We start from the raw sequence: 11,936 nt of genomic DNA on the forward strand, positions 1-11,936 counted from the left end.
CCAGCCGGGGAACCATCGAAGCTAGCCCACTTGCAGCGCTACAGCGTTCCAGCTCCTGGCGACCAAGTCCTCGATGGGTCAAAGTCGCCGAGGCTTCGCGCCCCAAAATTCTAGCGCATCCACCTTTAATTCAGTGGCGGGAGACCAGCCCCCGCCCCTCCAAACGCGTCTTCGACAGCAGCTTAGCTCGCCAGAGCAAGTGCCACGGCTTCGATCGCGTCGTCGGCCTTCGAGCCATCGGGGCCGCCGGCCTGCGCCATGTCGGGACGCCCGCCGCCACCCTTGCCGCCAAGGGCAGCCGAGGCAACGCGCACGAGATCCACGGCGCTGAACCGGCCGGTCAGGTCAGGCGTGACGGCCACCACAGCACTCGCCTTGCCATCTTCGCCAACGCCGATCAAAGCCACGATGCCGGAGCCAAGGCTTGCCTTGCCATCATCGGCGAGGCCCTTGAGGTCCTTCGGATCGACACCCGAGATCGCCTTGCCAAGGAACTTCACACCGGCGACATCACGAACGGCGTCCGCCGAGCCGCCCTGCCCGCCACCCATCGCAAGCTTGCGCTTTGCGTCGGCCAGTTCCTTCTCGAGCTTACGGCGCTCGTCCATCAACGCCTCGACGCGCGACAGAACCTCGCCCGGCTGCACCTTGAGCGCGCCGGCAATTGCCTTCACGCGCTCGTCCTGCTCGGCAAGATAGGCACGCGCCGCTTCACCGGTCACCGCTTCGAGACGGCGAACGCCGGAGCTGACGGCACTGTCGCCGAGAATGCGCACGAGACCGATGTCGCCGGTGGCCGACACGTGCGTGCCGCCGCAGAGTTCGATCGAGTAAGGCTTGCCTGTTTTCGCCCCATGCAGCCCCTGGCCCATGGACACCACGCGAACCTCATCACCGTATTTCTCGCCGAACAGCGCCATCGCGCCCTCGGCGCGGGCGTCGTCGACGCTCATCAGGCGGGTCGTGACTGGCGAATTCTGCAGAATGATCTCGTTGGCCATGTCCTCGACCAGCTTCAGCTCTTCCGTCGTCATCGGCTTTGGATGCGAAACGTCGAAGCGCAGGCGATCCGGTGTAACCAGCGAGCCCTTCTGGGCAACGTGGGTGCCGAGCACCTCCCGCAGCGCCTCATGCAGCAGGTGGGTCGCCGAGTGGTTGGCGCGGATATGCGAACGCCGCGCGTGATCGACGGTCAGCGCAACGGCATCACCAGCCTTCAGCATGCCTTCGACGACAGTGCCCGTGTGAACGAACAAGCCTTCGCCGCGTTTCTGCGTATCGATGATCTCGATCTTCGCATTATCGGACGAAATGACGCCAGCGTCGCCCATCTGGCCGCCGGACTCTCCATAGAACGGCGTCTGGTTGACGACGATCTGCACCTTGTCGCCCTTGGCGGCTTCGCCAATGGCAACGCCGTCCTTGACGATCGCCTGCACCACGCCTTCGGCCGTCTCGGTGTCATAGCCGAGGAATTCGGTGGCCCCGTGCTTGTCGCGTAGCTCAAACCAGATAGTTTCCGTGGCCTTGTCGCCGGAGCCGGCCCAGTGCGAACGGGCTTCGGCCTTCTGGCGCTCCATGGCGTCGGTGAAGCCGGCGAGATCGACGTTGATTTCGCGGGCACGCAGCGCGTCCTGCGTCAGGTCGAGCGGGAAGCCGTATGTGTCATAGAGCTTGAACGCGGTCTCGCCGTCGAGCATGTCGCCCTTGCCGAGCGTCGTCGTGGCGTCGGAGAGCAGCGACAGGCCGCGCTTCAACGTCGTGCGGAACTTGGTTTCCTCAAGCTTCAGCGTTTCGGTGATGAGTGCTTCGGCGCGCACCAGCTCCGGATAGGCGCGGCCCATCTGCTGGATCAACGCCGGCAAAAGCTTCCACATCAGCGGCTCGCGGGCGCCGAGCAGTTCGGCATGGCGCATGGCGCGGCGCATGATACGGCGCAGCACGTAGCCACGGCCTTCGGCTGACGGCAGAACGCCGTCGGCGATCAGGAAGGCCGACGAGCGCAAGTGATCGGCGATGACGCGATGGCTTGCGCGCTGCTCACCCTCGGCCTTCACGCCAGTCGCTTCTTCCGAAGCGGCAATCAGAGCGCGGAACAGGTCGATATCATAGTTGTCGTGCTTGCCCTGCAGAACGGCCGCCACGCGCTCGAGGCCCATGCCGGTGTCGATCGACGGGCGCGGCAGGTCGACGCGCTCTTCCTTCGTCAGCTGCTCGTACTGCATGAAGACGAGGTTCCAGATCTCGATGAAGCGGTCGCCGTCCTCTTCCGGCGAGCCGGGAGGACCGCCCCAGATGTGATCGCCATGGTCGTAGAAGATTTCCGAGCACGGACCGCAAGGGCCGGTATCGCCCATCGCCCAGAAGTTATCGCTGGTCGGAATGCGGATGATCTTGTTGTCGGAAAGACCGGCAATCTTCTTCCAGAGATTAAAGGCCTCATCGTCGGTGTGGTAGACGGTGACGAGCAGGCGCTTGGCGTCGAGCCCGAACTCCTTGGTGATCAGGGTCCAGGCATGTTCGATCGCCTGTTCCTTGAAGTAATCGCCGAAGGAGAAGTTTCCGAGCATTTCGAAGAAAGTGTGGTGGCGCGCGGTATAGCCGACATTGTCGAGGTCGTTATGCTTGCCACCGGCACGCACGCACTTCTGCGCTGTCGATGCAGTCTTGTAAGGGCGCTGCTCAAGACCAGTGAAAACGTTCTTGAACTGCACCATGCCGGCGTTGGTGAACATCAGCGTCGGGTCGTTGCGCGGCACCAACGGGCTCGATGGAACGATTTCGTGGCCGTTCTTCTTGAAGTAGTCGAGGAAGGTCGACCGGATATCATTCACGCCGCTCATGCTATGCCCTTCAATGCTGCCTGGAGACAGGTCAAATCTTAAATTCAGTGGCTTTTATCGCTCGCGTTAACCACTGTCCAGCAGACAAACAAAACCGGCCGCATTCTGATCAAGGAATGCGGCCGGTTTTAAACGATTAAGCTGACAAAGACTTACGAGTCGTCATCGCCTTCATTGGCATCGGGACCGCCATTCTGCAGCTGGTCGGCGATCAGGCCCGCATTCTGACGGATCGACGTCTCGATCTCACGCATCACCTCGGGATTGTCGCGCAGGAAGATCTTGGCGTTCTCGCGGCCCTGACCGAGGCGCTGGCTGCTGTAAGAGAACCACGCACCGGACTTCTCGACGATGCCGGCCTTGACGCCGAGATCGACCAACTCACCGGTCTTGGAGACGCCCTCGCCATACATGATGTCGAATTCGACCTGCTTGAAGGGAGGCGCCATCTTGTTCTTGACGACCTTGACGCGCGTCTGGTTGCCGATCACCTCTTCGCGCTCCTTGACCTGGCCGATACGGCGAATGTCGAGGCGCACGGAAGCGTAGAACTTCAGCGCGTTGCCGCCGGTCGTCGTTTCCGGCGAACCGAACATGACGCCGATCTTCATGCGGATCTGGTTGATGAAGATCACCATGGTCTTCGACTTCGAGATCGACGCGGTCAGCTTGCGCAGCGCCTGGCTCATCAGTCGAGCCTGGAGGCCCGGCAGGCTGTCGCCCATTTCGCCTTCGATTTCGGCGCGCGGCGTCAGAGCCGCAACCGAATCCACTACCAGCACGTCGACCGCGCCGGAGCGCACCAGCGTATCGGTGATCTCGAGTGCCTGCTCGCCAGTATCCGGCTGGGAAATCAGCAGATTGTGCAGATCGACCCCAAGCTTGCGAGCGTAGACCGGATCGAGCGCGTGCTCGGCGTCGACGAAGGCGCAGATGCCGCCCTTCTTCTGCGCTTCCGCAATGGTCTGCAGCGCCAGCGTCGTCTTACCCGAGCTTTCCGGCCCGTAAATTTCGATAATGCGGCCCTTCGGCAGACCGCCAATGCCGAGCGCGATATCGAGGCCGAGAGAGCCGGTCGATACCGTCTCGATCTCGACCACGCTCTCGTTCGAGCCCAGCTTCATGATTGAGCCCTTGCCGAACGACCGCTCGATCTGTGAGAGTGCCGCTTCAAGTGCCTTGCTTTTGTCCACCGATTTGTCCTCTACGAGCCGCAATGAATTCTGTGACATTCGATCCACCTTTAGGTTATTGAAGCCGCTCAAGCAATGTCGCCGCCGATGTCGATTATGTACCCCATTTGTTCTCATTGTGCAAGCGCAGCTCAAATATTTGAAAGAAAAAGGTAAAACGCCCTGTGTTCTATGTTTGTTTTATCGATGGAAAGCAAAGGCTTATCGATGCGGTAACGATCGCCGACCCTCTGATGCCGGCCGGACGATTCGTCTCTTTAGCTCATGCTGGACAGAAAAATGCGGAATAAGATTCTCATCCTCGGTGGCGCCCATATCGACCGGCGCGGACGCATTTCCGGCAACACGGCGCCAGGCGCAAGCAATCCCGGTTCGTGGTTCGAGGAGCCTGGCGGCGGCGGCTTCAACGCGGCCCGCAATCTCGCCCGGCTGGGGTTCGATGTTACGATGATTTCCCCGCGTGGCGGCGATCCGACGGGCGAGATGGTCGGCGAAGCCGCCGATTTCGCCGGCATCAACGACCGCCCCTTCGTCTTCCTGGATCGCAAGACGCCGAGCTATACCGCCATCATGGAGCGCGACGGCAATCTTGTCATCGCGCTTGCCGACATGGATCTCTATCGCATGTTCGTGCCGCGGCGGCTTTCTATTCGCGCCGTGCGCGACGCGTTTGCCGCAAGCGACTTCATCCTCTTTGACGCCAACCTTCCGGAAGAAACGCTGTCGGCCATCGTCTCGCGCGCCAACGCGCTCGGAAAGCCGGTCGCGGCAATCGCCATTTCCCCCGCAAAGGCGGTCAAGCTGAAGCCTTGCATGACCGGCATCGACTACCTCTTCCTCAACGAAGCAGAAGCGACGGCACTGACCGGCGAACGCCCGAACGACCCGTCCCACTGGCCGTCACTGCTTGGCGACATAGGTCTCAAGGGTGGCGTCGTCACGCGCGGCCAACGCGACCTGATCGCATTCGCAGGCGGGCGCGTCGTCGCGCTGCAGCCAGCAAACGTGGAGGATGTGGCCGACGTGACAGGTGCAGGAGATTCGCTGGCAGCCGGCGTCATATCCGCCCTGATGCGCGGCCTGCCGCTGGCCGACGCCGTGAGAGAAGGTGCCGCGGCAGCCGCCATGACCGTAAGATCACCGCATGCAGTGAACGAAAACCTATCCCCCGAAAGGCTGCAGGAAACACTTGCCCTTGTTCCGCAGGCAAGAATTCTGCATTGAAGCCCCTACCGATGAAATGGAAAAGACGATGACGAAACCGATCTCCCCCCTGCTGCCAATCTCCTATTCCAAGGAAGTCGCAAGCGCCAAGCAGCGTGGCGCACCGATCGTGGCACTCGAATCCACGATCATCACGCACGGAATGCCTTATCCGGGCAATATCGAGATGGCGCGTAGCGTCGAAGCGATCATCCGCGAACAGGGCGCCGTCCCGGCGACGATCGCGGTCATCCACGGCACCCTTCATATCGGCCTTGAAGCCGAAGAGCTCGAACAGCTCGCACAGGCAAAGGATGTGCTCAAGGTTTCCCGCGCCGACCTCGCCTTCGCCATCGCCGAGCGCCGTCATGGCGCAACAACGGTTGCAGCGACCATGATCGCGGCCGCGCGTGCCGGCATCAAGGTCTTCGCGACCGGCGGCATCGGCGGCGTGCACCGTGGTGCAGAGGAAAGCTTCGACATTTCCGCGGACCTCGAGGAACTGGGCCGCACCGGCGTTATCGTCGTCTGCGCCGGTGCAAAGGCGATCCTGGATATCCCGAAGACCCTCGAAGTGCTGGAGACGGCCGGCGTTCCTGTCGTCACCTACGAAAGCAACGAGTTCCCGGCCTTCTGGTCGCGCTCCTCCGGCCTACCGAGCCCCCTTACCCTCAACAGCCCGGCCGCCATCGCCAACTTCCAGACGGTTCGCGAACAGCTCGGCATCGACGGCGGCATGCTGATCGCCAACCCGGTCCCGGAAGCGGACGAGATCCCGCGCGAGGAAATGGAAATCTATATCCAGCGCGCGCTCGACAGTGCTAAACGTGACGAAGTCAGCGGCAAATCAGTCACGCCATACCTTCTCAGCACGATCTTCGATCTCACCGATGGTCAGAGCCTGAAGACCAATATCGCGCTGGTCGAGAACAACGCGCGCCTCGCGGCCGAAATCGCAGTCGCCCTCGGCGGCTGATATGAGTTTCGGGAGGCGTTTCGGCGCCTCCCGCCCTCGGGTGAAGCGCGAACTGTCACCCAAGCTTTTCTCCCCTCGCATGGCGGGTAAGAGCCACCCACTGCAGGGAGTAGACTCTGGCTAGGAGCGCGACCAAGCAAGCTGTCAGCAAGATCGCCCTCCCCACGGAGGGAGCGTCCATATTTGCGTGGAAGAAGACGGTCACGCGGACGACATAGAACGCCAGCCACACACAAACCCATGCCAAGTATAACCGTGAAAACCACGACCAGAATTGCCCACTGAACAATTGCAATTCGAAGGCGTATAGCAGAACGCCTATCGTGGCAAAGAGACCGAGACACGCATCACCGACCATCCGGAATTGTGATCGCGGCACTCCACCGAAATCAGCGAAAACCGTCCAGATATACCAAGCAGCCATAAGAACGGCAAAGAGTTTCCAGCGCATAATCACCCCCAGGTTGCGATTTTCATAACAGACAATCGCTGACGCCAGGTTCCGGAAATGGCTAAAACTCTAGAGATCCATCAGCTGTCGAGCGTCTCCTTGACGACGACAGCAAGCTGCTTCAGCGAGAACGGCTTCGGCAGGAAGCCGAACTTCGAATCCGGCGGCAGGTTGCGAGCGAAGGCGTCCTCGGCATAGCCTGAGACGAAGATGAACTTCAGATCCGGGTATTTCTTGCGCAGTTCGCGCAACAGCGACGGGCCGTCCATCTCAGGCATCACCACGTCCGACACCACGATGTCGACCTTGCCGTCCAGTTCCTCCATGATGTCGAGCGCCTCGACACCGGAGCCGGCCTCGTGAACGGTATAGCCGCGGGTCTCCAGCATGCGCTTGCCGCCGCGACGAACCGCTTCCTCATCCTCGACCAGCAGAATGACGGCCGATCCCGTGAGATCCTCCGGTTGTTCCGCTGCAGCAGGCGCCTGCAGGGCCGGTGCGGTCGCATCGGGCGTGACGGCATCGGCCTCTGCGGCAATGGCTGGCTCGACGATATGGCGCGGCAGGAAGACACGGAATGTCGTTCCCTTGCCGACCTCGGACTCCGGCTGGATATAGCCACCCGACTGCTTGACGATGCCGTAGACCATCGCAAGACCGAGACCTGTTCCCTTGCCCACTTCCTTGGTTGTGAAGAAGGGTTCGAAGATCTTGTCCATGATTTCGGGCGCGATACCGGTTCCGTTATCGCTCACCTCGATGAGGACCATGTCGTCATGCGGCATGTAGGAATAGTTGAACGCCGCGACTTCGGCAGCGGTAACGTTTCTCGTGCGCAGCGTGAGATTGCCGCCTTGCGGCATGGCATCGCGGGCGTTGACGCAAAGGTTGATCAGCACCTGCTCGAATTGCGATAGGTCGGTCTTTACCGGCCAGAGGTCTCGACCGTATTCGACATTGAGCTTGACGTTCGTGCCCGAGAGAAGCCGGTCCACCAGCATACGGAGATCACCGACGACATCGGTGAGGTTCAGCACCGTCGGCCGCATGGTCTGCTTGCGAGAGAAGGCAAGCAGCTGGCGAACAAGTACGGCTGCGCGATTGGCGTTGCGCTTGATCTCCATGAGATCCGCAAATCCAGGGTCGGCCGGTCGTGCCTGCAGGAGCAGATGATCGGAGGACAGCAGGATCGCGGTCAGGACGTTGTTGAAGTCGTGCGCGATGCCGCCTGCAAGCGTTCCCACCGCGTTCATCTTCTGCGTCTGCGCCATCTGCGCCTCGAGCGCTTTCTGTTCCGTCACCTCGACGGCATAGACGATGGCGGCTTCTTCCGGCGCTTCGTCGCTCTGGTCGATGACCGCGTTGACGTAGAAGCGGAAATGCCGGCCGTCGTCGGTCGGCGTTTTGGAGTCGATCGGCGCAATGTCGCCCTGGCGGTCTTTGGCCGCAGCCAGAGCCTGCTGCAGCCGCGCCTTGTCGACGTCCTGCACGATCGTTTCGAACAGCGCGCCATTTTCCACATCATCGCGCGAGACAATGCCGGAGAACAGCTTCAGGAACGGCGCGTTGGTTCGAAGAATCCGCCCATTGCCATCGACGGAAGCGATCGCCATCGGCGTATTGTTGAAGAAACGCGTAAAGCGCATGACAGCCGAGGAGGCGGATTGCTCATTCTCGCCGCTTTCGCGCCGCGTCAGGACGATCGTCCGGCTCTCGCCCGGCGCCCCGTCTCGCATCGACGTCACGCTATGGATGATCTGTACCGGAAGGCTCTGACCATTTGATTTCTTGAAATCGAGATCGAGCGTAACGGTCTTCTTGAGGCCCGGATCGGCCTGCACCGACTGGATAAGCGCCAAGCCCTCGCCGGCGACGAGGTCGCCGATCGTCACGGATCCTGGAATGAACTTCGTGAGATCGAGGCCGAGCCACTCCGCCAGCGTCGCGTTGAGATAGAATATCTCGCCCTTCCGCCCCGCGGAAAAGAAGCCTGCCGGCGCATGGTCGAGATAATCGATCGCGTTCTGCAGCTCCTTGAAGAAGCGCTCCTGGTCATCGCGCTCGGAGGTGATATCGCTGATCTGCCAGATCTGCAGCGGCTTTCCGCCACCCTCCTCGTCCTTCAGCGTCCTGGCCTTGAGACGATACCAATGCGCACCCGAGCCGTTTGCAGACGGTCCAAGCGCACGCAGCAGCCGGAACTCCTCGCGGCCCTCTTTCCCCTCCCGAAGCCCGTTCGAAAGCCGGTAGAGCGCTTCGTTCGATTCGCGGTGACGCGACAGCAAAGCTTCCAGCGTCTGGACCTCGGTCGGCTTGCGGGCACCCGTCAGTTCGCCATAGGCGGCATTGGCGTAGACGATCCGGCCCTTATCGTCCGTGATCAACGATCCGTCAGGATGGCTATTCAGAAACGCGCGAGCGAGACTGTCCGATTGGCGCTGCGGCATTACCTCGATGAAGCCGATGATCGACGACACCAGGAAGAAGATCCCGACCATGGCAAGCACGCCAAGGACGCCGAGAACCATCTCGTTATTGAGTGAATTCTTGAACACCACGAAGGCGGCGGCGGCGCCGATCAGGACTAGGGCCAGCAAGACAATACGCAACGCGGTTCCCGCGCGCCCTCCACGGTCCACGAGCGGTTCGCTAAACTTTTCGGCCTGACGCGGTTTCGTCATGTACTTCCTCGCATTGCCCGCCGGTCTTCAACTCGTAACAGAGAGCGAAGCAGGAATCAGACACTTCTCTTCTTCTTAGCAATTTGCTGCCCCGCCAAAAACACCGGGAACTGTGAAGACTGATTGAATTCACAAGGAACAGCGCCAGTTTTTCGCTTAGAATGGACGGACTTGCCAACTTGTCCGCTTCCACTCGCTCCTCCCCCGGCTGGACAAGACGCCCACCTCTTGTCTACGAAGCATAAAGATCGTCATGTGGTGAAAACCGCGAAGGAGTAAAAGAAATGTTCGATGACCTCATGGGAGCCTACGGCAGCCGTTTCCTCCTTGCGGCCGGCGGTGTCGCCATCGCTCTTTTGCTTCTCGTCGCCATCCTGTTGATCATGCGCAATCGCGCGCCGTCGCCGTTTGTCCGGGGTGGCCGTAACCGCCAGCCTCGGCTGCAGGTGCTGGATGCCGCCGCCGTGGATGCGCGCCGACGCCTCGTTCTGGTGCGTCGCGACGACGTCGAGCATCTGGTGATGATCGGTGGACCGACCGATATCGTTATTGAAAGCCGTATCCTGCCGGCAGGCGCCGCCGTGCAGGAACCCGTTCCTGCTGCTCCGGCAGCACAGCAAGCACCGATTCCGGTAGCGCCGTCACCCGAGCGCCCCAAGGAGCCGCCGGTGATGATTGCCGAAGCGGCGCGGCCTGCCATGCCGGCAAACGTGGCGACGATCCAGAGAGCACCCGTGCCCGTGCCTGAGCCGGTGCAGATCGCTCAAGCCGAGGCACCGGTCGTATTTCCGGCACCGCAGCCGCGCATCCCGATCGATACCGAGACCGAGCGAGCGCTTCGCCCGTCGCCAGTGGTCGAACCTCGCCCGCAGCCGCAGAACTTTGCTCCGCCGAGCCCGGCGCCGATCGAAGCATCCGCGGCAGCCGATATCCTGGACGCCGCGCGCCAGCGTGTCCTTCCACAGCAACGGATCGAGCCGCAGATAGCCACGCCGGTTCCGACGCAGCCTGCCCAAGTGGCGGATCTCGGAAACGCTGCACCTGCAAGCCAGCCGAGCGACTTCCAGCGTATCCTCGAAGACGAGATGACGAGCACCCTCGCTGCAGAGCGAATCGTTCGCGCGCCGACCCCGCCTGTCCGTCCGGCGCCGGCAGCACCTGCCACCAACATGCCACGGCGCGATCCCGAAATGGCACCGATTACCGGCGCCGATGCGGCTTTGCAGAACGAGGTCGCCAGAATCTTTGGCGAAATGAGCGTCAACCGCGACAAGTAAGCGCGCTTCACAGCGGGACGTCACAACGAAAAAAGGCACTGCGATCGCCGCAGTGCCTTTAATTTTTTACCACCTACCTGGACTTATTCGTCTCGATAGACCTTCTCGCGACGCTCGTGGCGCTCTTGCGCCTCGATCGACAGCGTTGCGATCGGTCTTGCATCAAGACGCTTGAGGCCAATCGGCTCTCCCGTCTCTTCGCAGTATCCGTAAGTGCCGTCTTCTATACGCTGCAGGGCTGCATCAATCTTCGAGATCAGTTTTCTCTGTCGATCGCGAGCACGCAGCTCGATTGCCCGGTCCGTTTCCGAGGACGCTCGGTCCGCGAGATCGGGATGGTTTGCGCTTTCCTCGGCCAAATGATCGAGGGTTTCACGCGCCTCTCTGAGAATATCATTCTTCCAGGCAACCAATTTGGACCTGAAATAGGCCCTCTGGTTGCCATTCATGAACTCTTCCTCTTCCGAGGGGACGTAGTTGCTAAGATCGATCTTCTCACTCAACGCGATTCTCCTGAAGAACATCTCATCTGGCGGCTGTATATCCCGACCGCCCCCGCAGATTCAAGCCCCATACGCTAGGTAAACAGATTTTTAAATCTGTCACAATTTTAGGCTAAGAGGCTATTTTTCCATCATTATTCGACTTAAATCATATTGTATGTCAATTCTACGGATACGATCGTCGGCTGCTTTGGCCCTAACCTTGAGCGGTAAGGTTGACGCAGAGCCTGCCCAACAGTTACTGAAAAAAGCTCATCGATCGGGGATTCTCCTATGGCCGCAATCCTGCCTCCGCCTATCCGGATATTTCTCCTGCGACATGCGGAAGCCGCATGGGCCACATCCGGACAGAACGATTTCGACCGGCCGCTCAATGACAAGGGCTATGCCGATGCCGAGCTGGTTGCCGACAAGGCCGCCGACAAGGGCTACCGGCCGGATCTCATTCTGAGTTCGACCGCCATCCGCTGCCGCGAAACCACCGATGCAATGCACCGGGCAATGGGGGCAACCGTCGAAGTTCGGTTTGTCGATGCGCTCTACAATGCCACTCCCGACACCTACCTCGAAATCCTCGACGCGCAGGAAGAGGCGAGCTCCGTCATGCTTGTCGGGCATAACCCGACGATGGAGCAGACCTTGGAAGCGCTGATCGGCCATGACGCGCTCCTGCGTGACCTGCCGACAGGCTTTCCGACAGCGGGCCTCGCCGTTCTCGATTATGTCAACGACGGCTGGAGCCTTGTCGATTTCGTAATCGACTGACTCACCTTGCCGGCGTCTTTGCGTTTTACGCCCGGCTTCCTATA

At 60.7% G+C, this 11,936-nt stretch carries 8 protein-coding genes; 4 read left to right on the forward strand and 4 right to left on the reverse strand.

The genetic code is table 11. The features are described from left to right. Window positions 1-182: 182 nt before the first annotated feature. The gene (gene alaS, locus A6U87_RS24365; protein ID WP_065693901.1) at window positions 183-2,843 is read right to left on the reverse strand and encodes an alanine--tRNA ligase; all 2,661 of its coding nucleotides are present in this window, start codon (window positions 2,841-2,843) and stop codon (window positions 183-185) included. Window positions 2,844-2,995: 152 nt separating this feature from the next. Beyond that, window positions 2,996-4,075: a recombinase RecA gene (recA, locus tag A6U87_RS24370; RefSeq protein WP_065693902.1), complete on the reverse strand. Its 1,080-nt coding sequence runs from the start codon at window positions 4,073-4,075 to the stop codon at window positions 2,996-2,998. 240 nt (window positions 4,076-4,315) lie between these two features. On the opposite strand from recA, the gene A6U87_RS24375 reads away from it, so the two are divergent. Next, window positions 4,316-5,260 (forward strand): carbohydrate kinase family protein, encoded by a 945-nt coding sequence (locus A6U87_RS24375; protein ID WP_065693903.1) that lies wholly within the window; start codon window positions 4,316-4,318, stop codon window positions 5,258-5,260. Between the two features lie 28 nt (window positions 5,261-5,288). After that, window positions 5,289-6,215 carry a pseudouridine-5'-phosphate glycosidase gene (locus A6U87_RS24380; RefSeq protein WP_065693904.1) on the forward strand — a complete coding sequence of 309 codons (927 nt, stop codon included), beginning with the start codon at window positions 5,289-5,291 and terminating at the stop codon, window positions 6,213-6,215. 531 nt (window positions 6,216-6,746) lie between these two features. Here A6U87_RS24380 and cckA read toward each other — a convergent pair. Beyond that, complete coding sequence (gene cckA, locus A6U87_RS24390) at window positions 6,747-9,347, reverse strand: cell cycle histidine kinase CckA (RefSeq protein WP_065693906.1); 2,601 nt, start codon at window positions 9,345-9,347, stop codon at window positions 6,747-6,749. Between the two features lie 284 nt (window positions 9,348-9,631). On the opposite strand from cckA, the gene A6U87_RS24395 reads away from it, so the two are divergent. Further along, a complete protein-coding gene (locus A6U87_RS24395; RefSeq protein WP_065693907.1) occupies window positions 9,632-10,624 on the forward strand; it encodes a flagellar biosynthetic protein FliO in 993 nt (330 codons plus the stop codon). An 83-nt stretch (window positions 10,625-10,707) separates the two neighbouring features. Here A6U87_RS24395 and dksA read toward each other — a convergent pair whose 3' ends face one another. Then, on the reverse strand, window positions 10,708-11,127 hold the full coding sequence (gene dksA, locus A6U87_RS24400; RefSeq protein ID WP_065693908.1) for an RNA polymerase-binding protein DksA: 420 nt from the start codon (window positions 11,125-11,127) through the stop codon (window positions 10,708-10,710). 273 nt (window positions 11,128-11,400) lie between these two features. Here dksA and A6U87_RS24405 point away from each other — a divergent pair, with 273 nt between their 5' ends. Next, window positions 11,401-11,892 (forward strand): histidine phosphatase family protein, encoded by a 492-nt coding sequence (locus A6U87_RS24405; RefSeq protein WP_065693909.1) that lies wholly within the window; start codon window positions 11,401-11,403, stop codon window positions 11,890-11,892. The last annotated feature ends 44 nt before the right edge of the window (window positions 11,893-11,936 follow it).

This window comes from Rhizobium sp. AC44/96 (genome assembly GCF_001692185.1).
Classification (GTDB): domain Bacteria; phylum Pseudomonadota; class Alphaproteobacteria; order Rhizobiales; family Rhizobiaceae; genus Rhizobium.

Bases quoted from the DNA above. Each gene is read 5' to 3' on its own strand.
- A6U87_RS24375 (WP_065693903.1), top strand. From the start codon at position 4,316: ATGCGGAATAAGATTCTCATCCTCGGTGGCGCCCATATCGACCGGCGC.
- alaS (WP_065693901.1), bottom strand. From the start codon at position 2,843: ATGAGCGGCGTGAATGATATCCGGTCGACCTTCCTCGACTACTTCAAG.
- A6U87_RS24380 (WP_065693904.1), top strand. From the start codon at position 5,289: ATGACGAAACCGATCTCCCCCCTGCTGCCAATCTCCTATTCCAAGGAA.
- A6U87_RS24405 (WP_065693909.1), top strand. From the start codon at position 11,401: ATGGCCGCAATCCTGCCTCCGCCTATCCGGATATTTCTCCTGCGACAT.
- A6U87_RS24395 (WP_065693907.1), top strand. From the start codon at position 9,632: ATGTTCGATGACCTCATGGGAGCCTACGGCAGCCGTTTCCTCCTTGCG.
- recA (WP_065693902.1), bottom strand. From the start codon at position 4,075: ATGTCACAGAATTCATTGCGGCTCGTAGAGGACAAATCGGTGGACAAA.
- cckA (WP_065693906.1), bottom strand. From the start codon at position 9,347: ATGACGAAACCGCGTCAGGCCGAAAAGTTTAGCGAACCGCTCGTGGAC.